At 75.7% G+C, this 26,855-nt stretch carries 19 protein-coding genes and 1 pseudogene; 9 read left to right on the forward strand and 11 right to left on the reverse strand.

Annotated elements, in window-relative coordinates:
• The 4 genes from PUR56_RS38045 to PUR56_RS38060 all read right to left on the reverse strand — a co-directional run.
• Positions 1 to 4,203, reverse strand: a 4,203-nt coding sequence (locus PUR56_RS38045) for an AMP-binding protein (RefSeq protein ID WP_329952322.1), incomplete at its 3' end; no start/stop codon positions are given.
• 767 nt (positions 4,204 to 4,970) lie between these two features.
• Positions 4,971 to 5,675 (reverse strand): HAD-IA family hydrolase, encoded by a 705-nt coding sequence (locus tag PUR56_RS38050; protein WP_329880788.1) that lies wholly within the window; start codon positions 5,673 to 5,675, stop codon positions 4,971 to 4,973.
• Positions 5,676 to 5,860: 185 nt separating this feature from the next.
• A complete protein-coding gene (locus PUR56_RS38055; RefSeq protein ID WP_329952323.1) occupies positions 5,861 to 6,934 on the reverse strand; it encodes a Gfo/Idh/MocA family protein in 1,074 nt (357 codons plus the stop codon).
• A 29-nt stretch (positions 6,935 to 6,963) separates the two neighbouring features.
• Positions 6,964 to 8,130, reverse strand: coding sequence for a DegT/DnrJ/EryC1/StrS family aminotransferase (locus PUR56_RS38060; protein ID WP_329880784.1), 1,167 nt, complete (start codon positions 8,128 to 8,130; stop codon positions 6,964 to 6,966).
• A gap of 164 nt (positions 8,131 to 8,294) precedes the next feature.
• Between PUR56_RS38060 and PUR56_RS38065 the strand changes: the two genes are divergently transcribed.
• The 4 genes from PUR56_RS38065 to PUR56_RS38080 all read left to right on the forward strand — a co-directional run bounded on the left by PUR56_RS38065 (position 8,295) and on the right by PUR56_RS38080 (position 11,605).
• Positions 8,295 to 8,732 carry a type II 3-dehydroquinate dehydratase gene (locus tag PUR56_RS38065; protein WP_329880782.1) on the forward strand — a complete coding sequence of 146 codons (438 nt, stop codon included), beginning with the start codon at positions 8,295 to 8,297 and terminating at the stop codon, positions 8,730 to 8,732.
• Positions 8,732 to 9,667 (forward strand): ROK family protein, encoded by a 936-nt coding sequence (locus PUR56_RS38070; RefSeq protein WP_329952324.1) that lies wholly within the window; start codon positions 8,732 to 8,734, stop codon positions 9,665 to 9,667. The genes PUR56_RS38065 and PUR56_RS38070 overlap by 1 nt, the downstream gene beginning before the upstream one ends.
• Positions 9,668 to 9,786: 119 nt before the next feature.
• Positions 9,787 to 10,812, forward strand: a complete 1,026-nt coding sequence (locus PUR56_RS38075; RefSeq protein WP_329952333.1) for a 3-dehydroquinate synthase family protein — start codon at positions 9,787 to 9,789, stop codon at positions 10,810 to 10,812.
• Between the two features lies 1 nt (position 10,813).
• On the forward strand, positions 10,814 to 11,605 hold the full coding sequence (locus PUR56_RS38080) for a shikimate dehydrogenase family protein (protein ID WP_329952325.1): 792 nt from the start codon (positions 10,814 to 10,816) through the stop codon (positions 11,603 to 11,605).
• 95 nt (positions 11,606 to 11,700) lie between these two features.
• On the opposite strand, the gene PUR56_RS38085 is transcribed toward PUR56_RS38080, so the two are convergent.
• A complete protein-coding gene (locus tag PUR56_RS38085) occupies positions 11,701 to 12,771 on the reverse strand; it encodes a phosphotriesterase family protein (protein ID WP_329952326.1) in 1,071 nt (356 codons plus the stop codon).
• Complete coding sequence (locus PUR56_RS38090; protein ID WP_329952327.1) at positions 12,768 to 13,841, reverse strand: phosphotriesterase family protein; 1,074 nt, start codon at positions 13,839 to 13,841, stop codon at positions 12,768 to 12,770. Before PUR56_RS38090 ends, PUR56_RS38085 begins: the two co-directional genes overlap by 4 nt.
• A gap of 457 nt (positions 13,842 to 14,298) precedes the next feature.
• Here PUR56_RS38090 and PUR56_RS38095 point away from each other — a divergent pair, with 457 nt between their 5' ends.
• A complete protein-coding gene (locus PUR56_RS38095) occupies positions 14,299 to 14,607 on the forward strand; it encodes a DUF4193 domain-containing protein (RefSeq protein ID WP_329880772.1) in 309 nt (102 codons plus the stop codon).
• A 531-nt stretch (positions 14,608 to 15,138) separates the two neighbouring features.
• Here PUR56_RS38095 and PUR56_RS38100 read toward each other — a convergent pair.
• From PUR56_RS38100 to PUR56_RS38115, 4 genes are all read right to left on the reverse strand, one after another.
• Entirely contained in the window at positions 15,139 to 16,227 is a 1,089-nt protein-coding gene (locus tag PUR56_RS38100; protein ID WP_329952328.1) for a glycerate kinase, read from the reverse strand.
• Positions 16,224 to 17,105, reverse strand: coding sequence for a sugar phosphate isomerase/epimerase family protein (locus PUR56_RS38105; protein ID WP_329952329.1), 882 nt, complete (start codon positions 17,103 to 17,105; stop codon positions 16,224 to 16,226). The genes PUR56_RS38100 and PUR56_RS38105 overlap by 4 nt, the downstream gene beginning before the upstream one ends.
• Positions 17,106 to 17,263: 158 nt before the next feature.
• Positions 17,264 to 18,415, reverse strand: a complete 1,152-nt coding sequence (locus PUR56_RS38110) for a dihydrodipicolinate synthase family protein (protein ID WP_443034618.1) — start codon at positions 18,413 to 18,415, stop codon at positions 17,264 to 17,266.
• A complete protein-coding gene (locus PUR56_RS38115) occupies positions 18,415 to 19,566 on the reverse strand; it encodes a Gfo/Idh/MocA family protein (RefSeq protein WP_329952330.1) in 1,152 nt (383 codons plus the stop codon). Before PUR56_RS38115 ends, PUR56_RS38110 begins: the two co-directional genes overlap by 1 nt.
• A 73-nt stretch (positions 19,567 to 19,639) precedes the next feature.
• Between PUR56_RS38115 and PUR56_RS38120 the strand changes: the two genes are divergently transcribed.
• Positions 19,640 to 20,710, forward strand: coding sequence for a LacI family DNA-binding transcriptional regulator (locus PUR56_RS38120; protein WP_329880765.1), 1,071 nt, complete (start codon positions 19,640 to 19,642; stop codon positions 20,708 to 20,710).
• Between the two features lie 123 nt (positions 20,711 to 20,833).
• Here PUR56_RS38120 and PUR56_RS38125 read toward each other — a convergent pair whose 3' ends face one another.
• On the reverse strand, positions 20,834 to 21,601 hold the full coding sequence (locus tag PUR56_RS38125; RefSeq protein ID WP_329952331.1) for a sugar phosphate isomerase/epimerase family protein: 768 nt from the start codon (positions 21,599 to 21,601) through the stop codon (positions 20,834 to 20,836).
• Positions 21,602 to 22,428: 827 nt separating this feature from the next.
• Here PUR56_RS38125 and PUR56_RS38130 point away from each other — a divergent pair.
• The 3 genes and pseudogenes from PUR56_RS38130 to PUR56_RS38140 all read left to right on the forward strand — a co-directional run.
• Entirely contained in the window at positions 22,429 to 23,127 is a 699-nt protein-coding gene (locus PUR56_RS38130; RefSeq protein ID WP_329880763.1) for a FadR/GntR family transcriptional regulator, read from the forward strand.
• A 162-nt stretch (positions 23,128 to 23,289) separates the two neighbouring features.
• Positions 23,290 to 26,136 carry a helix-turn-helix transcriptional regulator gene (locus PUR56_RS38135; protein WP_329952332.1) on the forward strand — a complete coding sequence of 949 codons (2,847 nt, stop codon included), beginning with the start codon at positions 23,290 to 23,292 and terminating at the stop codon, positions 26,134 to 26,136.
• Between the two features lie 409 nt (positions 26,137 to 26,545).
• A pseudogene (locus tag PUR56_RS38140) lies at positions 26,546 to 26,855 on the forward strand (hypothetical protein); the annotation flags it as partial.

Below are 26,855 nucleotides of genomic sequence, written 5' to 3' on the forward strand. Positions count from 1 at the left end.
CACCGGCTGCTCCGCCGGACGACCCTGCCCGTACGTGGCCAGCACCGCCTGCGCCTCGATCGGATCACCCAGCGACGTCCCCGTCCCGTGACCCTCCACCGCGTCCACGTCCGCGGCGGTCAGCCGGGCGTCGGCGAGCGCCGCGAGGATCACCCGCTCCTGCGAGGGGCCGTTGGGCGCCGTCAAACCGTTCGACGCACCGTCCTGATTGACCGCCGAGCCCCGGACCACGGCCAGCACCTCGTGACCCAGCCGCCGCGCGTCCGACAGCCGCTCCAGCAGCACCAGGCCCACGCCCTCGGCCCAGGCGGTGCCGTCGGCCGCGTCCGCGTAGGCCCTGGCCCGGCCGTCGGCCGACAGCGCACGCTGGCGGGAGAACTCGACGAAGGAGGTGGGCCGGGCCATGACGGCGACACCGCCGGCCAGCGCCAGCGTGCACTCCCCGTCGCGCAGCGCCTGCGCCGCCAGGTGCAGCGCCACCAGCGAGGACGAGCAGGCGGTGTCCACCGTCACCGACGGGCCCTCCAGCCCGAGGGTGTAGGAGATGCGGCCCGACGCCACCGAACCGGCGTTGCCCGTGCCGAGGTAGCCCTCCAGCCCGTCGGGGACCTCGGCGAGGTCGGTCGCGTAGTCGTGGTACATCAGACCGGCGTACACGCCGACCGGCTGCCCCTTCAGCGACGTCGGGTCGATGCCCGCCCGCTCCAGCAACTCCCAGGACGTCTCCAGCAGCAACCGCTGCTGCGGATCCGTCGCCAGCGCCTCACGCGGCGAGATCCCGAAGAAGGCGGCGTCGAACTCGCCGGCGTCGTGCAGGAAGCCGCCGTGGCGCGCGTAGGAGGTGCCGGGGACGGTCGGGTCCGGGTCGTAGAGGGCGTCGAGGTCCCACCCCCGGTCACGGGGGAACGGGGTGATCGCGTCGGTGCCCTCGCTGACCAGCCGCCACAGGTCGGCCGGGGAGCCGACGCCGCCGGGCAGCCGGCAGGCCGCCCCGACGATGACGACGGGGTCGTCGGCCGGCGGCGCGGTGCGCGGCACGGGGACGGGCCGGGCGGCGGCGGGCTTGCCGGTCAGCACGGTGAGGAGGAAGGCCGCGACGGCGGTCGGGGTGGGGTGGTCGAAGGCGAGGGTGGCGGGGAGCCGCAGGCCGGTGGCCGCGGTGAGACGCCCGCGCAGGTCGACGGCGGTGGCGGAGGTGAAACCGAGGTCCTTGAACGGGCCGTCGGGCCGGATCGCGTCCGGGCGGTCGGAGGCGAGCTGGGCGGTCTCCGCGAGAACGAGGTCGAGCAGGTCCCGCTGCCGGTCGGCGGCGGACCGGCCGGACAGGCGGCGGCGCAGTGCGGCGGCGGTCGCGCTGTCGGGGGTGCGCGGACCGGCCGGGGCGTCGATGAGGTCGCGCAGCAGGGCCGGAACGTCCGGCGGGGCGAGGGCGTCCAGCCCCTCCGCGTCGAGCCGGAGCAGCAGGAGCGAGGTGTGGTCGGCCAGGTGGGCGGCGTCGAACGCCGCCGCGCTCTCCTGGGCGGTGAGCCGGCCGAGGCCCGGCGGCACGGTCCGCCCGTCGCCGTCGGCGGGACCGGTGCCGAGGGCGAGGCCGGGCAGGCCGCGCTGGACCCGGTGGCGGACGAGCGCGTCGAGGAACGCCGCCGCGGCGGCCTCCCCGTCGGCGCCGGGCGCGCCGAGCAGGCCGGCGGCGGGCGTGTACACCACGAAGGCGGAGAGGTCCGCGGCGGCGGTCAGGTCGTGCAGGTTGATCGCCGCGGCGAGGGTGGCCGCGAGCCCGGGGAACGCGGCGCCGGGGGTGTGGACGACGGCGTTGAAGCGGACGCCGGGGGCCGCGACGTAGGCGGCGAGGGCGTCGCGGTCGGCGGGGTCGACGGCGGTGAGGGTGACGTCGGCGCCCGATTCGGTGAGCCGGGCGGCGAGTTCGGCGGCGGCCCGGTCGTCGGGGCCGTGGGTGCTGGTCAGCAGGACGCGGCGCACGCCCCGCCCGGAGACGAGGTGGCGGGCGACGGCGGCGGCGGTCGCCCCGTCGGCACCGGTGACCAGCACGGCACGGCGCGGGTCGAAGCGGGCCGGGGGCTCGCCGTGGGCGAGCGCGGCCGACACCCGGGCGGCGCGCGGCCTCAGCGGGACTCCGGAGCGGATGACGAGTTGCGGCTCGCCGGAGGCGACGGCGTCGGCCAGCGCGGCGGCGGCGGTCTCCTCTGCGTCGAGGTCGACGAGGACGAACCGGCCGGGGTGCTCGGCCTGGGCGGCGCGGACCACGCCCCAGAGCGGGGCCTGGACGAGGTCGGTGGCGCCGTCGGCGACGGCGCCGCGGGTGACGACGACGAGCCGGGTGTCGGACAGCCGCTCCTCGGCGAGCCAGGCTTCGAGCTGCCGGTCGAGCCGCCGCACGGCGTCCTCGACGTCGGCGGCGAGCGGACCGGGCTTGCGCAGGCCCGCGCCGCAGCCGAGCAGGGCGACGTCGGGGAGCGGGTCGGCGGCAGCCAGCGAGGCGGGGTCGCGGTGCGCGGCGCCGGCGCCGAGGGCGTCGCCCAGGCCGAAGCCGTCCGTGCCGAGCACGGCCCAGGTGCTGGTGGCCGGGCGGGCACCGGGGACGGAGGAGAGCGGCAGCCAGTCGACGCGGAACAGGTGCTCGTAGTGGCTGCCGCCGGCGGCCCGGAGCCGGGCGGGCGCGTCGAGCAGGACGTGACGGGTGATCTTGCCGGAGGCGGTCCGCGGGATGCGGTCGGTCTCGTACAGCTCCTCGGGGACCTTGAAGTACGAGAGCCGTTCGCGGCAGGCGGCCAGCAGGGCCTCCGGGTCGAGGCCGCCGGGGCCGGGCACCAGGAAGGCCACCGGGACCTCGCCCAGTACCTCGTGGGGCTTGCCGACGACGGCGACGTCCGCGACACCGGCGACGCCCCGCAGCACCTCCTCGACCTCGGCCGGGTGGATGTTCTCCCCGCCGCGGATGATGAGTTCCTTGATCCGGCCGGTGATGGTGAAGTAGCCGGATTCGTCGCGGCGGGCGAGGTCTCCGGTGTGGTACCAACCGCCGCGCAGCGCCTGCTCGGTGGCCTCGGGCTGGTTGTGGTAGCCGAGCATGACGCTCGGGCCGCGCACCCAGACCTCGCCCTCCTCGCCGTCGGCGGCGTCGAGGCCGGTCTCGACGTCGACGAGCCGCACGCCGAGGCCGGGCACGGGCAGGCCGCAGGAGCCCTCGACCCGGGCGCCGGTGGGCCAGTTGACGGTGATCGAGCCGCAGGTCTCGGTGGACCCGTAGGCGTCGATGAGCGGCGCGCCGAACGCCTCCTCGAAGGAGCGGCGCAGCGCGGCGGTCGTCATGGCGCCGCCGACCAGGCACATCCGCAGGGCCGGCGCGGAGAAGCCGTCCTCGCGGGCGGCGCGCACCAGTTGCTGGTACATGGTGGGCACGCCCGCCAGGAAGGTCGCGGACTCCTCGCGCACGGCCTCCAGGACGTCCTGCGCGGCGAACCCGTCGAGGATGCGGGCGGTGGCGCCGACCGCGGTGACGCTCAGCACGCACGCGATGTGGGAGAGGCTGTGGAAGAGCGGCAGCGGCCACACCACCCGGTCCTCGGCGCTGAGGCCGGGCACGGGCACGTAGCAGGCGGCGACCGACCAGAGGCAGTTGCGCTGGGTGGAGAGGACGCCCTTGGGGCGGCCGGTGGTGCCGGAGGTGTAGAGCATCCAGGCGGGGTCGTCCAGCCCGAGGTCGTCGCGCGCGGGGGTGGCGGGCGCGGTGGTGGCGAGGGTCTCGAAGGAGAGGGCGCCGGCCGGGACGGGGCCGTCGCCGGTCACGATCACCCGCAGGTCGGCCCGGCCGCGCGCGAGGGCCTCCAGGGCGCCGGCCCGGGCCGCGTCGGTGATCACCACGCGGGCGCCGCTGTCGTCGAGGAGGTGGGCGAGCTCGGTCTCGGTGGCGTGCGGGTTGAGCGGGACGGCGATGGCACCGGCCCGGAGCACGCCGAAGTAGCTCTCCACGACCTCGACGCTGTTGCCGAGCAGGATCGCCGCCCGGTCGCCCGGTTGGAGGCGCAGGTCGGCGAGGTGTCCGGCGATCCGGCCGGTGCGGTCGTGGAGCTCGGCGTAGGTCACGCCTCGGACCGCGTCGCGGAACGCGGTCTTGTCCGAGCTGTCGCGGGCGTGCTCGGCCAGCAGTTCGGGCAGCGGCCGGATCAGCTCGGTGCGCAACATGCCGTCACTTCCTTACGTCGGGTCGGTCGGGTGCGGGTACCCCGGTGTGTTCCGGCCGGACGGGGCCGGGAATGGTGCGGGGATTTCCGTTTTCCGCCGGGCGGAACGGGCGGGCTGACGAAAGCCGGATTACTTCTCGGAAAAGGGGGGCGGTGAATTGCCGCGCGGCCGGTCCTGGGAGGCCGTACGCGAATTCCCGCCCGTCACAGTCTCGTCCGGCGGGGGCCTCGGGCCGCCCCTATCCGACCCCCTATACGGTCCCTATTCGCAGCGGCCACGCGGGCGGCGGGCGGGCGTAGGCGGGCGCCGGGGGACGGCGGGGGGCACCGGGGGACGGCGGCGGAGGCGGGCCGCGGGGCTGCGGGTGGCCGGGTGGCCGGGTGGCCGGGAACGACGCCGCCCCGCCGAGCCTGCGCTCGGCGGGGCGGGTGGGCGGTCCGGGCCGGGAGGGAGCCTCGGCGGGGCCCGGCCGGGGACGGGGACGAGGACGGGCCACCGTCGGCCGGGCCCCGCCGGGACCGGTGGACGGACCGCCGGTCGGCGGACCGGACCCGGAGGGGTTCCGGGTCCGGCGGGTCCGGCGCTCGGCGGGCGCCGGGTCCGGCGGCCGAGTCCGGCGGACGGGCTCGGCGGGGTCTGTTCTGCGGGCCTGCTCACCGGGGACCCGCCCCGTCGGGCCGGGGTCGGTGGGCCGAGGCCATTGGGCGGGTGCCAGCGGGCGGGTGCCAGCGGGCGGGTGCCAGCGGGCGGGTGTCAGTGGGCGGGTGTCAGTGGGCCGGGGCGGGTTCGGGCAGTAGGGCGAGCAGTTCGTCGGGGCGGCGCAGCACGGCGTCGGGCCGCTCCGCGAGGAGCGCCGGCTCGTCGGTCTCCCCCCACAGGGCGGCTATCGCGCCGACCCCGGCGCCCCGGGCGCTCGCCAGGTCGGTCACGGCGTCACCGATCATGACGGCCTGCCCGGCCGGGAGGCGCAGCAGTTCCAGGGCGCGCAGCACGATGTCGGGGGCGGGCTTGGCCCGGGCGACCTCGTCGGAGCCGAGCACGTGGTCGAAGTGGTGCAGCAGGCCGAGCTGGTCGAGCAGCGAGCGGGCCCGGGGGCCGCTCTTCCCGGTGGCCACCGCCAGCCGGATGCCGCGCCGGTTGAGTTCGGCGAGCAGCTCGCGCACTCCCTCGTGCACGGTGACCTGGTGGGCGAGGCGATAACTCTCCCGGACGAAGGGCTCCTCCAGTTCGAGGGGCAGCCCCATGATGCGCATGATGTCGGGGAAGTAGCGGCCCAGGTGGCGGCAGTACTCCTCGAACGGCGGCCGGCCGTCGCCGACCACCTCGTCGTAGGCGGTCAGGAACGCCCGGCGCATCACGTCGAAGCTGTCGACGATGACGCCGTCGAGGTCGAAGACCACCGCGCGGACCGGGGAGAACGCGGCGAGCGCGCGGGCGTCGGGGGCGGTGGCTGCGGGCTGGTTGCTCGGCATGGGGTCTCCATGGGAAGTGGGCGGCCCGGACGGGTGACCGGGCCTGACGCCCCGGCCCGCGCGGACCGGCGGGGTGGGCACGGCCCCCGGGGGCCGGGGCGTGGGGCGGCTCCGGTGGGTCGGTGCCGGCGGACCGGTGCCGGCCGCTCGGTGTCGGCGGACCGGTGCCGGCCGCTCGGCGCCGGTCAGACGGCGAGCGCGGTGGCCTCGTCGGCGAGCCGCGGCCGCGGGGCGCGGGCCCCCGCGTAGAGCCGTTCGATGACCGAGATCGTGTAGTGGGCCTGGGTCACGGCCGCGCCGCGCGAGGCCGGGTCGGCGAGCAGGGCGGGCAGGGCGTCGAGCTGGCGCACGTACTCGGCGCCGACGGACTCGCCGTGCAGCGGGACGTCGGTGGTGACGCCGTCGCGGGTCCGGGTGAGCCGCGGGACGCGGCGGTTGGGGCTGAAACCGAAGGTGCAGACCAGGGTGGCGGAGCCGGTGGCTCCCTCCACGGTGATCCGGGTGGTGTCGACGGGCTCGTGCGAGGCCCAGCTCGCCCGTACCGCCACCGAGACACCGGTGTCGGTGGTGAGGAAGCCCCGGGCGGTGTCCTCGACGTCGCCCTCGCCGTCCGGTCCCTCCGTGCCGCGCCAGCCGGCGCTCCGCGCGCCGTCGTTGACGAAGTCGGCGGAGACCGAGCCGAGCACGTCCAGGAACCGGACCGGGCCGCCGAGCACGGTCGCGGCGGTGTCGAGCAGGTGCCAGCCGAGGTCGACCAGCGCGCCGCCCCCGGAGTGCCGGCGGCTGGTGAACCAGCCGCCGGCGTCGGGGACGCCGCTGGCGCGGACCCACGCGAGGTCCACGTGGCGGATCGGGCCGATCTCCGCCGCCACCTCGATGAGGGCGGAGACGTCCTCCCGGTAGCGGGCGGCGCTGCCCGCCAGCAGGACGGCCCCGCCCGCCCGCTCGGCGGCGGCCAGCCGGTCGGCCTCGGCGGCGCTGAGGCAGACCGGCTTCTCCAGGAACACCGGGATGCCGCGGGCCAGCAGCCGTTCGGCGACCGGGGTGTGCAGGTGGTTGGGCACCGCGACGACGGCGAGGTCCACGTCCGGGCCGAGCAGGTCGGCGTCGGCGAGGAGTTCGGCGCCCTCCGGGACGTGCTCCGCCGCGACGGGGCCCGGCTCGACGACGGCGGTGACCCGGAACGCCGGGTGCGCCGCCAGGCGGGGCAGCCAGATCGTGCGGCCCGCCCAGCCGAGGCCGACGACGGCCACCCGCACCGGCGCTCCCGGATCCCGCGGTGCCGCGCTCACACCGCGGCCAGGGCGTCGGAGATGATCTGGGCGGCGTCCTCGATCTGCTGCTCCCCGGCGAGCAGGGTGCGGTGGTGCAGCCAGATGCCCTCGGTGGTGAGCGCCTCGCTGTTGGGGCAGGCCCGGGCCAGCTCGTCGACGGTGAAGTCGGGCGCGGCCGTCTCCCAGAAGCCGTCCGAGCGGTAGATCGCGCGGAAGACGACGAAGGCGGGCAGGCCGCGGGCGATCAGGTCGTCCACCAGCGCGTCGCGCCGCTCCTCGCTCAGGCCGGGCACCCGGAACATCGCCATGTAGTGCGGGACGCGGTCGGCGCGCTCGTCGCGGCCCTGCGGCACCACGCCGGGGATCTCCTCCAGCAGGCTCCTGAGCAGCTTGGAGCGCTCCTCCCGGACGGCGATCTGGCCGTCGAGGCGGGCGAGCTGGGCGCGCAGCACGCTCGCGGAGAACTCGTTCAGCCGGAAGTTGGAGCCGGAGGTCTGGTGGAAGTACTTCCGGTCCGTCGGGGGCCGGCCGCAGCTGTGCCGCAGGAACGCCTCCTCGTACTGCGCGGTCTCGGGGAAGGTGACGGCGCCGCCCTCGCCGGCCGTCATCAGCTTGCCGTTCTGGAAGCTGAACGCGGCGATGGAGCCGAGCTCGCCGACCCGACGGCCCTGCCAGCGGGCGCCGTGGGCGTGCGCGGCGTCCTGCACGATCGGCACGCCGGTGTCGGCGGACAGCTTGCCGAGGGCGTCCATGTCGGCGATCTGGCCGGCGATGTGGACGGGCATGATCGCCCGGGTCCGCGGGGTGATCGCGGCGGCCGCCGCCTCGGGGCTCAGGTTGTAGGTGTCGAGGTCGACGTCGACCGGCACCGCGACGGCGCCGAGCCGCTGGGCGGCCTGCGAGGAGGAGATGAAGGTGAAGGCGGGCACGATGACCTCGCTGCCCGGGCCCACGCCCAGCACCTGGAGGGCGACCTCCAGCGCGTGGGTGCCGTTGGTGACGGCGAGCGCGCGCTCGGCACCGTGGTAGTCGGCGAACTCCTGCTCGAAGGTGTCGACCTCCTTGCCGCCCATGCGCCACCACTGGCCCTGCTCCAGGGCCCTGATCAGTCCTTCGCGCTCGGCCTCGTCAAACTGCGGCCAGACCGGGAACTCCGGGGCCGGACGTCCTTTGGCGCTCATAATTCCGCGCAGCCTTTCGTTTCGGGGGGACCGTGGAACGGCACGCTAACCCAGGAAAAGCGAGCCCGTCACCTCCCCTACACACCCCCCTACAAAGCCCTTGTCCTGCATCACGGGGACCGGGTTCCGCGTTCCGGTGAGGCACACACTGCTATAACCGGAATATGAGCGAACTGCTATTGCTGAACGGTCCCAATCTCGGGATTCTCGGCCGCCGCGAGCCGGAGGTCTACGGCACCGACACCCTGGCGGACATCGAGGCGGCCGTGGCCGCCGAGGTGGCCGGCCGGGGCTGGAAGGTCACCTCCGTCCAGCGCGAGTCCGAGGGACAGCTGATCGAGGCGGTGCAGGACTCGTACGACACCGTCGGGGCGATCGTGAACCCGGGCGCGCTGATGATCGCCGGCTGGAGCCTGCGCGACGCGCTGGCCGCCTACCCGCGGCCCTTCGTCGAGGTGCACCTGTCGAACGTCTGGGCGCGCGAGACCTTCCGGCACGAGTCGGTGCTGGCGCCGCTCGCCTCGGGCGTGATCGTCGGCCTCGGCTCGCTCGGCTACCGTCTCGCCGCCCAGGCGCTGCTGGCCAAGGTGCCGGAGTCCTGATGGGCGCCGCGACCGCCGCCCGGGGCCTGCTCGGCATCGACGTCGGCGGGACGAAGGTGGCGCTGCGCGCCGAGGGCGGCGCGCCCGGCGGGCCGGTCCGCACGGAGGAGGCCGTCCTGCCCTGGCCCGAGGCGCGGGGGGCTGCCGCCGACTGGGCCGCGCTGGCCGACGCGGTCGCCCGGCTGCGCGAGCGGTGGGGCGGCGACTTCACCGCGGTCGGGGTCGCGATGCCCGCCACCGTCGGTCCGGACGGCCGGGTCCTCGCCTGGCCGGGACGCCCCGGCTGGGAGGACTTCGGCCTCGCCCCGGCCCTGCGGGAGCTCTTCCCCGCCGCCACCGTCGGCTGGGCGGACGACGGCGACCTCGCCGCGCTCGCCGAGGCCGTGCACGCCGGGCGCGACCACCTCGTCTACCTGGGCGTCGGGACGGGCGTCGGCGGCGGCGTCGTCCACCGGGGCGCGCCCCTGCCCGGGCCGTCGCGCGGATCCTGCGAGGCGGGGCACCTGATCGTCGACCGCGGGGGTCCGCGCTGCGACTGCGGGCGCCACGGCTGCCTCCAGGCCACCGCCTCCGGTCCCGCCACCCTGCGGCGCGCGGCGCTGCTGCGCGGCGCGCCCGTCGGGTTCGCCGAGCTGCGGGCCGCGCTCGCCGGGGGCGAGCCCTGGGCGGAGGAGGCCGTCGAGGAGACGTGCTCCGCACTGGCGGCGGCGGCCGTGTCGCTCGCCGAGCTGTTCCACCCCGAACTGACCGTGGTGGGCGGCGGTTTCGCCGACGGACTGCCCGGCTTCGCCGCGCGGGTGGAGGCCCACGCCGCCGCACTGGCCCGCCCGGGCGGCCCCGCCCCCGCGATCCGCCCCGCCGCGCTCGGCGGGCTGTCCTCACTGCACGGCGCCGTCGCGCTGGCGCGCCGACAACCACTGGGAGAGCCGAGTTGACCACGACAGGGACGGCGGACCGCCCGCACCCGGACACGGACCCGGGGGCTGACCCGGGCGCCCCCGGCGCCCACGGCACGCCCGGCACCCACGGCGGCCGGGTCCGCGAGGACGGCGGGCTGCGGCGCATCGACGTGGAGCTGGGCGAACGCGGCTACCCGGTCCTCATCGGCCCCGGCGCCCGCCACCGGCTGGCCGGCGTCCTCGCGGGGATCGGCGCCCGCCGGGTCGCCGTGGTGAGCGCCCGGCCCCCCGAGTGGCTGCCCGACACCGGTCTCGACACCCTGGTGATCGCCGCGAAGGACGGCGAGGAGGGCAAGTCCCTCGCCTGGGTCGCCGAACTGTGCAGCCGCTTCACCGCGTTCGGCCTGGGCCGGGCGGACGCCGTCGTCTCCTGCGGCGGCGGCACCACGACGGACGCGGTCGGGCTCGCCGCCGCGCTCTACCACCGGGGCGTGCCCGTGGTGCACCTGCCCACGTCGCTGCTGGCCCAGGTCGACGCCAGCGTCGGCGGCAAGACCGCCGTCAACCTCCCGGAGGGCAAGAACCTCGTGGGCGCCTACTGGCAGCCCTCCGCCGTCCTCTGCGACACTGACTACCTCGCCACCCTGCCCCCGCGCGAACGGATCAACGGCTACGGGGAGATCGCCCGTTGCCACTTCATCGGCGCCGGGGACCTGCGCCACCTGCCGCTGGAGGAACAGATCGCCGCGAGCATCGCCCGGAAGGCCGCCGTGGTGGCCGCCGACGAACGCGACGCCGGGCTGCGGCACATCCTCAACTACGGCCACACCCTGGGCCACGCCCTCGAACGCGCCACCGACTTCCGGCTGCGGCACGGCGAGGCGGTCGCCGTCGGCACGGTCTTCGCGGGCCGGCTGGCCGGCGCGCTCGGGCGGATCCGCCCCGAACGGGTCGCCGAGCACCACGACGTGGTCGCCCACTACGGGCTGCCCACCGCCCTGCCGCCGGAGGTCGTCACCGGCGAACTGATCGCCCTGATGCGGCTGGACAAGAAGGCCGTCGACGGCCTCTCGTTCGTCCTCGACGGCCCGCACGGCGCCGAACTCGTCCGCGACGTCCCCGAACCGCTCGTCGCCCGCACCCTGGACGCCATGCCGCGCGCCCGCGCCGAGGGGGTCTGACGTGCCGATCTCCGGCCGCACCCGGCTGTTCGCCGTCCTCGGCGACCCGATCGCCCAGGCCAAGGCGCCCGCCCTGCTCAACCCGCTCTTCGCCGAGAGCGGCGTGGACGCCGTGCTCGTCCCCGTGCACGCCCCGGCGGACCGGCTCGACGACGTCGTGCGCGGGCTCAAGGCGACGGCCAACCTCGACGGGCTGCTGGTGACCGTCCCGCACAAGCTGGCGATGTGCGCGCACGCCGACGAACTCAGCGACACCGCCACCCTCCTGGGCAGCACCAACGCCCTGCGCCGGGAGCCGGACGGCCGCTGGTACGGCGACAACTTCGACGGTGCGGGGTTCGTCCGCGGCCTCGCCGCCCGGGGTCACGACCCCGTCGGGCTCCGCGTCGCCCTGGCCGGCGCCGGCGGCGCGGGGCTCGCCATCGCCGCCGCCCTGCTCTCCGGGGGAGCGGCCTCGCTCACCGTCACCGATCCGGACCGGGGCCGCCTCGACGCCCTCCTGCAGCGGCTCGGCGCCCGGTGGCCCGACCGCGTCGCCGCGGCCGCCGCCGTGGGCGCGTCCACGGACCTCGCCGTCAACGCCACCCCGCTCGGCCTCGACCCGGCCGACCCCCTCCCGTTCGACCCGGCGCTGCTCCCCCCGACCGCGCTCGTCGCCGACATCATCATGACCCCCGCCGAGACGCCGCTCCTGCGGGCCGCCGCCGCTCTCGGCCGTCCCACCCACCCCGGCATCCACATGCTGGACCAGCAACTCCCCCTCTACCGCACCTTCTTCCGCCTCCCCGCCTGATCCGCCCGCCCGGGGCGCCCGACGGCGGGGGGACGGGGGACTCCCCGGGGCCGGTGGTCGACCCCGGGCCCCCGGGCCCCCGGTCCCGGCCCCGCTCACTGCGGTTTCGCGAAGGCGAGCGCGCGGGCCGGATTGTCGACCATGATCGCGTGGAGGGCCTCCTCCCCCACCCCCAGCCTGCGGAGCGCGGGCAGGAAGTGGCGCGGGATGTAGTCGAACCCCTTGCCGCCGTACTTCTTCAGCTGGATCTTCTGGCACACGTCGTGGCCGAGGACGATCTGCCCCGCGTGGCCCCGGTCGACGAGGCCGGCGATCCCGCGCGCGGTCTTGTGATCGCTCATCAGGACGAGGTGCCCCCACGGGCTGCCGGGCGAGGCCAGGAAGTCGAACTCGACGAACACGCCCCGGGCGAGCAGCCGTTCACCGAAGGCCGGGTCCGCGAGGACGTCCGCCGCGTGGCCCAGCACCACGTTCGACGGCGCCACGCCCTCCTCCTCCAGGATGTCGAGCACCCGGAACCTGTCCTCGCCGACACCGCCGACGTGGAAGGTCACGGGGGCTCCGGTGATCCTGGAGGCGCGTCCGCTCGCGCGCACGCTCTTGAGCTCGCCGTCGGTCAGCGGCACGCTCTCCGCGCCGATCTCACCGATGACGCCCGAGCGGACGCCGGTGCCGTCGGCCCCGAGCACGACGTCCCGCACGAGGACGTCGGCGAGTTCGTCGACGGTGCGAGCGGCCATGTCGGCCGGGTGGAAGGCCGTGGTGTACCAGCCACCGCCCATGACGACGTGGAGCCCGGCGGCGCGCGACAGCCGCAGCAGCGCGAGCGGGTCCCGCCCCAGGCCGATCGGGGAGACCTCGACGATGGTGGACCCGCCGGCCTCGGCGAAGGCCAGCACCTCGGGGAGGATCTCCTCCGGGTCGTCCAGGACGTCGTTGTCGGCGTTCGGCGCCCCGTGCCGGGTGCGGGCGAGGTTGGCGAGGGTGAGCGGCTCGGCGGCCTCCGGGGCGTCCTCGCCCGGCCGCCGGGCGCCGGGCGGGCGCCGCAGGTCCACGAAGAGGTGTTCGTGCATGAGCGTGGTGCCGAGCACCGACGGGTCGACGGGCCCGGCGACGGTGAGGACCCGGCCGGCGAGGTCGGGAATCTCGAAGGGGTAGCGGCTCACGAGTCTGCCCTCCGGGCCGGGGTGGTGAGGAAGCGGCGGGGGTTCCGCACGGTGAGGGTCTCCACGAGAGCGTCGTCGGCGCCGACCATCCGCAGGTACGGCGCGAACTGCCGCAGGACGAAGCCGTATCCGCCGCCCCCGTGGGCGAGCAGCTGCGCCTTGGCGCAGACGCCCTGCGACAGCAGCACCTGCCCGGCCCGGCCCCGGCGGGCGAGGTCGAGCACCGCGGCGGCGACGTCCTGGTCGTCGGACACGCTGTACACCGAGGGCAGCAGACCGAGCCGGTCGAACTGGACGAACACCCCGCGCGCGAGCAGCGGTTCGAGGTCGTCGGGGTGGGGCGACAGCGGATCGCAGTGGCCCACCGCGACCCGTGCGAGGTCCGCGCCCTCCTCGGCCAGCAGGTCGAGCACGCGCTGCTGGACGACGGGGTCCGCGGAGCGGGTGAGCGAGACCGGTGCGCCCGTGGCCGCCGACGCCCGCGCGGCCGCCACCAGGACGGCGCGCTCGGCGGCGTCGGCGGGGTCGAGCGCGGCCAACGCGCCGATGACGCCCGCCCGCACGCCGTCCACGCCCTCGGTGAGGTCCCGGACGATCTCCTCGACGAGGGGCTCGGCGTCGCGGGACCCGTCGGTACGCGCGGGGTGGTGGCGCCCGGCTCCCATGACGACGTGCAGGCCCGCCGCCTCGGCGATGCGGCGGAGCCCGGCCGGGTCGCGGCCGAGATCGGGGGTGGTGACGTCCACCAGGGTGCCGCCGCCGGCGCGGCGGAGGGCCGCGGCCTCGGCCACCGCCACGTCCCGGTCGTCGAGCAGCAGGTTGTCCCGGTTGGGGGCGCCCAGGGCGATCTCGCCGAGCGAGGCCATGGTCAGCGGGGCCCGGTAGAACTGCGTCCGGTAGGGCGGTCGGCGGCTCGCGCGGCCGGCCGGGGAGGTGAAGTCCCCCAGGAGGTGTTCGCGGGGGAGCACCGCGCCGAGGGCGTCCGGTGCGATCTCACCGGCGACGGTGACGACCACTCCTTGCGGCGCTCGGTCGGCCGTCGTCGTGTGTACGGGCTCGGAGTTGGGCACGCGACGCAGCATAGTGGATGAGATAGGTCATCGTATATCTTCTTGCGGGCATCGTCCCCCACAGCGGCATCATCGGCCCCCTCGACCGGATGCGGCACACCGGCAACCCCACCCCCGGCGGCACCGGAGAGCCCTGCTCGGCGGCGCCCGACTCACCCGCGGCCACCACCTCGCCCGCCGGATCCCACACGGCCAACTCGAATACGCCGCCCCACAGTCGAGTTGCACGTCGCGTCACGGAGCTGCGGGCCCGCCGGCCCCCGGTCGACCCGAAGCCGTGGCGGGGGAACCGGCGAAGGCGGCCGGCCGGCGGTCCGGACGCCGCGAAAGAGCGCATTCGCGGCCAACACGCGGGACTCCAGTGGCTGAGATCCGTACGAGGGTCCATAGTGATGGCGTCGCAAACCCAGAACCGGTGTCCGCTTGTGCCGGCCCCGACGTGACGGAAGGTGCAGCAGTGGCAACCGACTACGACGCCCCGCGTACGAACAGTGACGAGGAGGAGGTGGAAAGCGTCGAGGAGCTCAAGAGGCAGCGTGCCGCCCGGTCGAGCAACGCGTCCGACGTCGACGTGTCGGAGGAGGCGGAGTCCGTGGAACTGCCGGGGGCCGATCTCTCCGGGGAGGAGCTCACGGTCCGGGTGGTGCCCGTACAAGGGGACGAGTTCACGTGTTCGCGGTGCTTCATGGTCCACCACCGAAGCCGCTTCGCGGGCGAGGAGGGCGGACGGCCGGTCTGTCTGGACTGCTCGCCCGCCGACGAGTGACCGAGGGGCGTCGAGCGCGCGGACCGAAGTGACCGTCAGCGATCCGCCGCACCTCCGAACGGTCCCGGTCCGGGTGGAGGACATCACCGGGATCGTCGGTGCACCACCGATCAACTGGCTTGATTGATAAGGAACTTCGCGACCGACGGGGTCGGAATCCCCCACAGTCGCCCACAGCCCTCCACGGCCGGCAACGACGCCTGCGCCGACGAGCCGTCGCCCGAGAACGCCTGCCGGAGAGCTGTTCGGCCCCGCTCCCCGGCCTCGACGTGGCGGCCTTCGGCGAGCGCGAGCGGGTGTCGGCCTCGACGCAGTCGTGGGCCTCGGAGAGCGACGGGTGGAGCCGGATCCCTTCGAGGGCAGACCAGTTGGCCGGGTCACCGGTGTCTCCGAGGGCGGGCCGGGCGCCGGCGCGGGCGTGGATCCGACGCCGACCGCCCCGGCGGCGCGGTCGGTGTCGGGAGGGGCCGCGGGCCCGGCGCTCCGGGCCTGGTCCCCCGGGGCACGTACGCAGCGGGCGCGGTGACCGCTTCAACCGCCTGCCGCACCGGCGGAACGGGCCAGGTGCGCGCCGGCCCGGTGCAGCCAGTGGGTGGCCCGGCGGCAGGCGTCGGTGGTGGAGCCGGCGAGCGAGACCAGGGTGAGCGCGCGGGCGTCGGTGGAGTCGCCGGCGACCACGCGGACGGGGACGGCGGCGCGATCGGCGCGGGTGATCACCTCCCCCACCGCCTTGCCGAGCAGGCTGGTGGCGTCGAAGCGGCCCTCGCCGGTGATGACGAGGTCGGCCGCGGCGAGGGCGGCGTCGAGCCCGAGGAGGTCCGCGAGAGCCGCCGCGCCGGGCTCGATGCGGGCGTTCCAGACGGTGGCGAGCCCGTACGCGGTGCCGCCTGCGGCGCCGGCCCCCGGCCGGTCGGGGTCGCCGCCGAGGAGGTCGGCGTACCGGCGCAGGCCGCGTTCCAGGAGGGCGGTCTCGGCCGGTCCGGCGCCTTTCTGCGGCCCGTAGACGGCTGCTGCCCCGTGCGGGCCGAGCAGCGGGTTGGTGACGTCGGTGAGCAGGCGGACACCGCCGGGCGGGGCGGGGCGCAGTCGCCGGGTGTCGAGGTGTCCGGCGGTGGCGAGGGCGCCGCCGCCGTCGGGCAGTCGGGCTCCGGAGCGGGCGGTGACGCGCAGCCCGAGGGCGGCGAGGAGTCCGGCCCCGCCGTCGGTGGAGGCGGAGCCGCCGAGAGCCACGGTCAGTGCGGTGGCGCCGGCGTCCAGGGCGGCGGCGATGGCCTCGCCGGTTCCGCGGGTGGTGGCGGTGAGGGGGGCGAGCCTGCCGTCGAGGAGGGGGAGGCCGCTGGCGGTGGCGAGCTCGACGAGGGCGGTGCCGTCCGGGAGGAGGGCGTAGCGGCCGGTGACGGGCGTGCCGTCCGGTCCGGTGCAGCGGGGGACGTCGTGAACGGTGGCGGCGGGGTGGGCGGCGGTCACCGCGTCGAGGGTGCCTTCGCCGCCGTCGGCCATCGGCAGGGGCAGGAGGTCGTCGTCGGGGCGGACGGAGTGCCAGCCGTCGGCCAGGGCCCGGGCGGCGTCGGCGGCGGTGACGGTGCCTTTGAAGGAGTCGGGCGCGAGGAGGACTCTCACGGTCGGGCCACGTGGGCGAGGTGGCGTTCGACGAGGGTCTGCAGGGTCTGCTCGCCGGGGGTGTCCCAGATCTGCTGGTTGAAGATCTCGACCTCGATCCAGCCGGTGTGGCCGGCGGCGGTGACCTGGTCGGTGAGGGTGCGGAAGTCGATGTGGCCGTCGCCGACGTGGCCGCGGCCGAGCAGGGCGTCGGCGGGGAGCGGCAGGGTCCAGTCGCAGACCTGGTAGGAGGCGATCCGTCCGGTCCGGCCGGCGCGTTCGATCTGGGCGGGGAGCTGGGGGTCCCACCAGACGTGGTAGCTGTCGACGACCACGCCGACCTGGGTCGCGGGGTGCGGTTCGGCGAGGTCGAGGGCCTGGCCGAGGGTGGAGAGGACGGCCCGGTCGGCGCAGAACATCGGGTGCAGCGGTTCGAGGGCGAGTCGGACACCGAAGTCCCCTGCGTGGGGCGCGAGTTCGGCGATCATGTCGGCGACGGCGGTACGGGCGCCGGCGAGGTCGCGGCTGCCGGCGGGCAGGCCGCCGACGACCATGACCAGGGTGTCGGTGCCGAGTTCGGCGGCTTCCTCGACGGCCTGGAGGTTGTCGGCGAGGGCGGCGCGCCGCTCGTGGGGGTCGGTGGCGGTGAGGAAGCCGCCGCGGCAGAGGCTGCTGACGGCGAGGCCGGCGTCCCGGCAGAGTTTCGCGGAGCGGGCGACGCCGGTGTCGGCGACCTTGTCCCGCCAGAGGCCGATCGCCGGGATGCCGGCGTCCACGCAGCCCCGGACGGCCTCGGGGAGGGTCCACTGCTTGGTGGTGATCTGGTTGAGCGAGAGCCGCGACAGGCGCGGGTCGCGGGAGACGCGCGGGTCGTGCGACAGGGGCGAGGGTCCGGTCACGGTGCCGGGATCCTTCCGTGCGGGGGGCGGGGAGGGCGGGTGGCCGCCCCTCGGGGCGAGGGACGGCCGTTCGGGCGCGGGACGGCCTTCCGGGGAAGTGCCGGGCCCGGTCCCGGGGGTGCGGACGCCGGTCAGCGGGGCCGGTCAGCGGGTGCCGGTCAGCGGGTGCCGACCGCCACGGAGAGGAAGCGCCGCATGCGGTCGGCGGCGAGCTCCGGATCGGGCAGGACGCCCGCGGTGTCGGCGAGCCGGAACAGTTCCACGAGGTGCGGCACCGACCGGGCCGCCTGGGCGCCGCCGACCATGGTGAAGTGGTCCTGGTGGCCGGCGAGCCAGGCGAGGAGGACGATGCCGGTCTTGTAGTGGTAGGTCGGCGCGGCGAACAGGTGCCGGGCGAGCGGCAGGGTCGGCGCGAACAGGGCGTCGTAGCGGTCGAGATCGCCGGCGTCCAGGGCGCGCAGCGCGGCCGCGGCGACCGGGGCGATGGGGTCGAAGACGCCCAGCAGGGCGTCGCTGTGGCCGAGTTCGTCGCCGCGGATCAGGGCCGGGTAGTTGAAGTCGTCGCCGGTGTAGAGGCGCACACCGGCGGGAAGGGCGCGGCGCAGCGCGATCTCGCGGTCGGCGTCCAGCAGGGAGACCTTGATGCCGTCGATCCGGTCGGGGGCGCTCGCGATCAGGGTCAGGACGGTGCCGGTGGCGGTGTCGAGGTCGGGTGAGCCCCAGTAGCCGGTCAGGGCCGGGTCGAACATCTCGCCCAGCCAGTGCAGGATCACCGGGCGGGCGGACCGGGCTATCAGGTCCCCGTAGACCCGGAGGTAGTCGTCGGCGCCCCGGGCGGTGCGGGCGAGGGCGCGGCTGGCCATGAGGATCGGCCGGGCGCCGGCGTCCTCGACGACGGCGAGCTGTTCCTCGTAGGCCGCGGTGATCGTGTCGAGGGTGTGGGTGCCGGGGGCGAGCTGGTCGGTGCCGACGCCGCAGGCGAGCCGTCCGCCGGTGGCGCGGGCCTCGGCGCCGGAGCGGGTGATCAGCTCGCGGGTGGCCCGCCAGTCGAGGCCCATGCCGCGCTGGGCGGTGTCCATGGCGTCGGCGACGCCGAGGCCCAGGGACCACAGGTGGCGGCGGAAGGCGAGGGTGGTGTCCCAGTCGACGGCGGCGGGTGCGCCGGGGGCGTTGGGGCCGAGCGGGTCGGCGACGACGTGGGCGGCGGCGTACACGACGCGGGAGGTCACGGGCGTCGTGGCGGCGGGCAGCGGGGCGGGCTCGGACATCCGGTGGCGGCCGAGGCCGGGCAGGTCGAGGTGGGTGGGCATCAGATCTCCAGGGCGGGGACGTCGAGGCGGCGGCCTTCGCGGGCGGAGCGCAGGCCGAGTTCGGCGAGCTGGACGCCCTTGGCGCCCTCCAGGAGGTCCCACCGGTACTCCGAACCGGTGACCACGTGGCGCAGGAACAGCTCCCACTGGATCTTGAAGCCGTTGTCGAACTCGCCGTTGTCCGGGACCTGCTGCCACTGGTCGCGGAACGGCTCGGTGGCCGGCAGGTCCGGGTTCCAGACCGGCTTGGGGGTGGCGGCGCGGTGCTGGAAGCGGCAGTTGCGCAGGCCCGCCACCGCGCTGCCCTCGGTGCCGTCGATCTGGAACTCGACCAGTTCGTCGCGGTCGACCCGCACCGCCCAGGAGGAGTTGATCTGGGCGGTGATGCCGCCCTCCAGTTCGAAGATGCCGTACGCGGCGTCGTCCGCGGTCGCCCGGTACGGCCGGCCCTGCTCGTCGACGCGCTGCGGGACGTGGGTGGCGGTGTGCGCGTAGACGGAGCGGACGGGGGCGACGAGGTTGTCCAGCACGTAGCGCCAGTGCGGGAACATGTCGAGGACCATGCCGCCGCCGTCCTCGGCGCGGTAGTTCCAGGACGGGCGCTGGGCGTCCTGCCAGTCGCCCTCGAAGACCCAGTAGCCGAACTCGCCGCGCACGGAGAGGACCCGGCCGAAGAAGCCGCCGTCCAGCAGGCGCTTGAGCTTGAGCAGGCCGGGGAGGAAGAGCTTGTCCTGCACGGCGCCGTTGCACACGCCGGCGGTGCGGGCGAGGGCGGCCAGTTCGAGGGCCGCGTCGAGGGACTCGGCGGTGGGCTTCTCGGTGTAGACGTGCTTGCCGGCGGCGATCGCCGCGCGCAGCGCGCTCTCGCGGGCGGTGGTGACCTGGGCGTCGAAGTAGATCTCGGCGAGCGGGTGGGCGAGTGCCTCGTCGAGCGAGGTGGTCCAGTGGTCGAGGCCGTGGCGGTCGGCGAGCTCCTTGAGCTTGTGGGCGCTGCGGCCGACCAGGATCGGCTCGGGCCAGAGCACCTCGCCGTCGCCGAGCGGCAGACCGCCCTGGTCGCGGATGGCGAGGATCGAACGGACCAGGTGCTGGCGGTAGCCCATCCGGCCGGTGACGCCGTTCATGACGATTCCGATGACTCTGCGGGGCATGGCGGGTTCCTTCGGCCTGGGGGCGGGAGCGGGGAATTCTGGGTAAGCGCTTACCGCGCTGTACGTTACGAGCATGCCGAACCCGAGGTCAACCACCCGCGCCAAGCGCTCCACCGGAGCCGTGACCCTCCAGCGCGTCGCCGAGCACGCCGGGGTCTCGATCGCCACGGCCTCGCGGGTGCTCCACGGCGGGCCCCGGACGGTGGGCGAGGAGCTCCGCCGCAAGGTGGAGGGCGCCGCCCGCGACCTCGGCTACGTGTCCAACGCCCCGGCCCAGGCCCTCGCCCGGTCCTCGACCTCCGTGGTCGGCCTGCTCGTGCACGACATCGCGGACCCGTACTTCGGGGCCATCGCCGCCGGTGCGATGCGCGGCGCCAAGCGGCACCGGCTGATGGTCATGATCGCCGCGACGTTCGGCGACCCGGAGCTGGAGATCGAGTACGTGCGGAACCTGCGGGCCCAACGGGCCCGGGCCCTGCTGATCGCGGGGAGCGGCGTCGTCGACCCCGGACTCACGGAGCGGTTCACGGCGGAGCTGGACGCGTTCCGGGCGGACGGCGGACGGGTCGCCTGCATCGGGGAACGGGGCATCGAACCGTTCGTCCCGCTCGACCACGGCGGCGGAGCCGAACGCGCGGCGACCGAACTGTGGCGGCTCGGCCACCGCCGGATCGGCGTGGTCGCCGGGCCCGCGAACCTGGTGACCGTCCACCGGCGACTGGCCGGGATCAGGGCGGCATGGTCCCGGCTCGGCGGCGAACTCCCGGACACCAGGGTGGTGTTCACCGACTTCACCCGGTCGGGCGGGCGGGACGCGACACTCGGACTGTTCGCCGCCGAACCCGACGTCACGGCGGTCCTCGCCCTCAACGACGTCATGGCGGCCGGGGTGCTCACGGCGCTCCAGGACGACCTCGGCAGGGCCGTCCCGAGCGAGGTCTCCGTCATCGGCTTCGACGACGTGCCGTTCGCGGTGGACCTCCGGCCGTCACTGACCACGGTCCGGCTGCCGCTGGAACAGGCCGGGGAGCGCGCCGTCCAGCTGATCGCGGACGGGGCCTCACCGGCACGGCAGGCACCTCTCGGCGTGGCACTGGTGGCACGCGACAGCACCGGACCGGCAGGCGACGCGGCCCCGGAGTGAGGCCCCCGGCCGCGCGGCGGGAACGGCACGACAGGACAGCGCGACGGGGACGGCACGGCGGGGACGGCACGGCGCCGCCGAGGTCCGGACGGTGCCGCGACGGACGGCGCGCGCCCGGCGGGCTCACCGCACGCGGCGGGAACCCCCGGCGCCCGGGCCCCGGCCCGCGACCCAGTCCAGCGCCCCGGGCAGGATGTCCTCGACCGGGGGGATCCCCGGGTACCAGGTCCGCTCCCACTCCAGCGACACCCAGCCCCCGAACCCGTCGAGCAACCCGCGAGCGGCGGCCAGCGGGACGAACCCCTCCCCGAGGGGGACGGGCGTCGTGTCGCCGGCCGAGGCGGCGTCCTTGATCTGGACGCACGCCAGCCGGTCCCCGAGCCGCCGCAGGGTCTCCGCGGGCTCCTCGCCGTGCCGCCAGGGGTGCAGCAGGTCCCAGATCGCGCCGGCGTGCGGCGCACGCGCCAGGAGCGCCGCGACGGCGGCGCCGGTGGGCAGCGCGTCGTGCGTCTCGACCAGCACGCGCGGCCCCTCGTCCGCGACCGCGGACAGTCTGCGCGCCCCGGCGTCGAGGTCCCCGCCGCCGGGGAACACCCGGACGAAGTCCGCCCCGAGGTCCCGCGCGAGGCGCAGGTCGGCCCGCAGCGCCTCGATCACGGGCCCGTCGTCCCCCGGCTCGCAGATCCGGACGTACCCGGACAGGCAGAACGGGGTGAGGGTTCCCAGGGTCCGGACGACGGCAGCCCGTTCGGCGGCGCCGAGGCCGGCGTGCACGCCGGTGTCCGGGTGCAGCCGCAGTTCCAGCCCGTCCAGGCCGAACCTCCGGGCCAGGCCGACCGAGTCGGCCGGCGACAGACCGGGGGTGCCCAGGGTGCTCAGTGCCAGTCGCATCTCGACCTCTCGGGGCGGTGGGGGCTGTCCTCGGAGGCGCCCGCCGGCTGTGTGCGGGCCGGTCGGCCCGGTGCAGGAAAGCGGTTACCAGCACAGCCTAGCGCAGCCGACCCGAGCGGCGCCGTCACACCCGTCCGCCGAGGAAGTCCCGCCGGCCGGTGCCTGTGGCGAGGCGGTCGTCCAGCACCGGGTGGTGCGGTAAGTCGGTGTCGGTCATGGCTGCTCCGCTCGGTTCGGGATTCGGGATTCGGGGGTGGGGCGGTGCGGGGGTGGGGCGGTGCCGGGGATGCCGGCCGGCGGAACGGCGTCCGGGGCGGCTGATCCCGGCCGAGCTGCGATCAGCCCCGGGTGGCGCCGTGGTAGGGGGCGCCGTGGAAGTCGTCGACGCCGAGGTCGAGCGCGGTGCGGACGGCGTCGATGCGGGACGGTGACGTGCTCGTGGAGGTGGTCGACGTACTCGATGACCCGGTCCTCGGTGCTCCCGCACTGGTGCCCTGCGGAGTTTCGTCCGATCAGCCGCACCGGAGCGGCCTGGACATGGGATGAACTGTCAGGCAAAGGCGCCCTACCTGTCCAGACTCTCGCCGAAGTAACCACAACCATACTTGTCCATCCGGTCACTTGGCGGGTGACGATCGGAGGAGATATCCAAAGGTGGACAGGATTGATGGGATGTCTACTAGGCTGGGTCACACGCGCGGGGCGCCGACCGGCGAGCGGCGGCCGGCGGAGGGCCGGCCCCGGTGGTGTGCTCTGATAGCCGGGGCGGACCAGCAGCGCCCCCGTCCGCCCAGCATGCGAAACCCCCGTCGCCCAGGAGCCCGCACGTGTCACTGACCGACATGGCCATCGCCCGGATCCGCGAGCTGATCCGCTCCGGCGCGCTGCCCCCCGGGGCCAAGCTGCCGCCCGAACAGCAGCTCGCCGCCGAACTCGGCCTGTCCCGCAACCTCATGCGCGAGGCCGTCAAGGCCCTCGCCGTGTCGAGGGTGCTCGACATCCGGCGCGGCGACGGCACCTACGTGACCAGCCTGGCTCCCGGCGTGCTCCTGGAGAACCTCTCCAGCGCCGTTGAACTGCTGAGCGGTGACACGCTGTTGGAGCTCATCGAGACCCGCCGCCTCCTCGAACCCGCCGCCACCGCGCTCGCCGCGACCCGGATCGACGACGCGGCCCTCGCCGAACTGGCCGGCCACCTCGACGCGATGCGGCAGTTTCGCAGCGACCCCGAGCGTCTGAACCTGCACGACGCCGCCTTCCACCGCACGGTCGTCACCGCCACCGGCAACGAGACCCTCACGACCGTGCTGGAGGGGATCTCCGGCCGCACGCTGCGCGCCCGTGTCTGGCGCGGCCTGGTCGACGAGGACGCGGCGGATCAGGCCATCGCCGAACACGAGGCGATCCACCGGGCCCTGGCCGCCCGGGAGGCGCCGCTCGCCCAGGCCGCCGCCCTGATCCACGTCACCACCACGGAGAACTGGCTGCGCGCCCACCTGCGGACCGGCTCCGGCGAGGACCGCTGACCCCGACGGGGGCCCGCCCCGGGCACGCCCGCAGCCGGCCGACCGACCCGGGGTGACCCTGCGCCCTCCGGTGCCGCGCCGCCCGGCGGCGCCCCGGGCGACGGCACTAGTTTGGAATCGGCTTGGCCCGAACCGGGAACGGCGCAGGAGGGAACCCGGCGGATGACGACGCAGACCGGCGCGGCAGGCGACGCGTCCCGGAGGAAGGCACCCCCCTTCGTCGGGCGGGAGCGCGAGCTGGGGGCCCTGCTGGGCGCCGCACGCGCGCGGCCGTCGGTGGTCCTGGTCGAGGGCGAGGCCGGCATCGGGAAGTCGCGGCTGGTCGCCGAGGCCGTCGACGAACTGCGCGGCGAGGGCGTGCGCGTGGTGACCGGCAGCTGCCACCCGCTGCGCGAGCCGCTGGCCTTCGGTCCGGTGGTGGAGGCGCTGCGCCGGTCCGGTCCCTGGATGCCGGGGGCGGGCCGGCTGGACGCCCCCGCCGGGGTGCTCGCGGTGCTGCTGCCCGAACTCGCCGACCGGCTGCCGCCCGCCCAGCCGTGGCCGTCCGGACAGAGCGCCCCGCGCGACCTGGTGGCCCGGGGGGTGCGGGTCGTACTGGCGGCGATCGCCCCGGTGGTGCTGGTGGTCGAGGACGTGCACTGGGCCGACGAGACCACCCGGGAACTGCTCCTGCTGCTGGGCCGGGACCTGCCCGCCGACACCGCACTCGTGCTCACCTACCGGGCCAGGGACGTCCCCGGACGCGGTCCGGTGCTCGGTGCGGCGTTCCGGCGCCCGCCGGGCACCGGGGGCGCCGAGCTCGCCCTCCCCCGCCTGTCCCCGGACGACCTGCGGGCGATGGCACGTTCCGTCCTGGCCGAGGCGGCCACCCCCGGGCTCCTCCACACCCTGGTGGAGCGCAGCGAGGGTCTGCCGCTGGTCATCGAGGAGGACCTCATCACCCTCGGTGCGCGGCTCGGGGACGGCGCGCTCGGGGTGCCCCGCAGCCTGCGCGAGGTGTTCGCGGAACGCATCGACCGGCTATCGCCGGAGGCCGTGGCGCTGGTGAACGTCTCCGCCGTGCTCGCCGTCCCGGCCGGCGAGCAGCTGCTGGCGGACTGCGCCGGGCTGCCGCCGGGGGCCGCCGGCGAGGCGCTGCTCGCGGCGCTGGCGGCCTCGGTGCTGCGCGAGTACGGCCCGGACAGCTACGGCTTCGCCCACGTGCTCGGCCGGCAGGCCCAGTACGACAACCTCCCCGGCCCGGTGCGGCACCAGCTCCACCGGCGGGTCCTGGACGTCTTGGAGGCGCTGCCTGAGCCGCCACTGGTCCAGATCTCCCATCACGCCCGCGCCCTCGGGGACACCGCGGTCTGGCTGGACCGCGCGATGGCGGCGGCGGACCGGGCCGTGGCGCTCGGCGACCGGGGAACCGCGGCGGCCCTGCTGCACCAGGTGCTGGACGAGCCCCGGCTGCCGTCCGCCCTGCACGCCCGCGCCGCGCTCGCCCTGGCCCGGACCGCCTGGGACACCGTCGAGTACACCCGGACGATCGCCACGCTGCGCCGGATCGTGGCCGGTCCGGGCCTCCCGGTGGCGGCCCGTGGTGAGATCCGGCTCGACCTCGGACTGATGCTGCTCAACCAGGCGGCGGACCCCTCGGGCGAGGCGGAGATCGAGCGGGCCGTCGAGGAGTTGGAGGGGCGCCGGCCGGAGCAGGCCGCGCGCGCCATGTCGCTGCTCGCCATGTGGGAGACCAGCCGGTTCTCCGCCGCCGAGCAGCGGGCCTGGCTGGACCGCGCCGCCGCCACCATCGCGGACAGTCCCGACCGGGCCGTCCACGCCTCGGTGGCCGCGAACCGGGTCACCGTCCTGGCCGCGCAGGGCCGCCGCGAGGCGGCCGGGCTGCTGGCCGGGCTGCCCCGGACCGACGACGACCCGGAGGTGGTCCGGCACACCGCGCGGGCCCTGGTCAACGCCGCCGAGGTCGGGATCTGCCTCGGTCAGGACGCCCGCGCCGCGGACTGCACCGAGGAGGCGCTCGCGCTCTCCCGCCACCACCACGCGCACGCGCTGATCGTGCACTGCCGCTCCTACCGGCTGCTGCTGTCCTGGCTGGCCGGCGAGTGGGCGCACTGGGACGAGCGGTACGCGGCCTTCCTCGCGGAGTACGTCGACGAGCCGCTCGCGGTCGACGACCTGCTCGCCACCGCGGAGGGCGTCATGGCCGCGGCCCGTGGGCGGGTCTCGCGGGCGGTCGAGCGCTTCGACCGCGTACTGACCCGGGACGGTGCGCGGATGAACGTCAACGCGCTCGGCGCCGCGGCCGGCCTGGCCCGGATCCAGCTGGCCCGGGGGGACGCGGGCGCGGCCTGGAGCACGGTGGGCGCCTACCTGCCGCTGCTGCCGCGCAAGGAGGAGTGGGTCTACGCCTTGGGCCTGGTGCCGGTGGCCGTGGAGACCGCCCTGCAGCGGGGCGACGACCGCACGGCTGCGGCGCTCGTCGAGGACCACGGGGCGGGCGTCGAGGGCCTGGACGCCCCCGGGGCGGTCGCCGAGCAGTACCTGTGCCGCGGCCTGCTCGCCGCCCGCGAGGATCGGACGCAGGCCGCGCAGCACTTCGACCGGGCCCGGCTGCAGTGGTCCGGCATCGGACGGCCGTACCACGCGGCGCTGGCCGACGAGCAGGCCGCGCAGGCCCTGGCCGGCCTCCACCCCGCCGAGGCCGTGCAGCGGCTGACGCGGGCCGTCGGCGTCCACGACCGGCTCGGCGCGACCACCGACTCCGCCCGCTGCCGGCACCTGCTGCTCGCCCTGGGCCAGTCCCGCCCGCAGTCCCGGGGCAGGGCGGGCTACGGCGACGAGTTGTCCCCGCGCGAGCAGCAGGTCGCCCGGCTGCTGGGCGACGGCGCCACCAACAAGGACATCGCCGCCGCGCTCTTCCTGTCGCCCCGGACCGTGGAGCAGCACGTCGCCAAGGTGCTGCGCAAGCTCCGGACCACGCGCGAGGCGGTGCGCAACGGCCCGGCCTGACGGCCTGCGGCCCGGCCCGACGCCCTTCCCGCCGCGGTGCGCCGAGCCGACCGGGTGCGGTGACGGGCCGGGCGCTGCCCGGCGCCGGCCCGCATGCAGGTACCGCCCCTGATTGATTACCTACCGATCGCGCGGATGAGCTGATCATGCCGGGCCGCCCTCTCCGGGGCGGTCGCGGCCGTCCCGGACCGCGGCCGGGGGCCGGCGGAGGTCCGGTCTCGTCATGAGAACGAAACGGCAACAGACACTGGCGTTCATTTCGTATATCGCATACGTTACGCGTGAGGTCGGTGATCCCGGCGGCGCTCCAACGCCGCACCACGCCGTACCGGACCCCCAGTCCCTGCCCCCGCACACACCGGGGCGGCCGCACCGAGCCGTAGCCCGCGCAGCACAAGGAGACCCACCCATGGCACCACTCCGCCGTAGACTCGCCGCCGCCGTCTCACTGACCTCCGCCGTCGCCCTCGCCGCCTCGGCCTGCGCCTCCGGCGGCGGGTCCTCGGAGTCCGCCGGGCCCACCACCGTCACGTTCTGGTCGATGCCCTACTGGATCGGCCAGGACACCAAGGTCAAGACCCTGGTGGACGAGTTCAACGCCTCCCAGGGCAAGGTGAAGGTCGAACTCACGCTCCTGGAGTGGAAGGACGGCCGGGACAAGATCAAGCAGGCCGTCGCCGCCGGCAAGGGCCCCGACGTCTGGCTGATGAACAACGGCC

Origin of the sequence: Streptomyces sp. BE303 (assembly GCF_036290945.1) — a bacterium.
Classification (GTDB): domain Bacteria; phylum Actinomycetota; class Actinomycetes; order Streptomycetales; family Streptomycetaceae; genus Kitasatospora.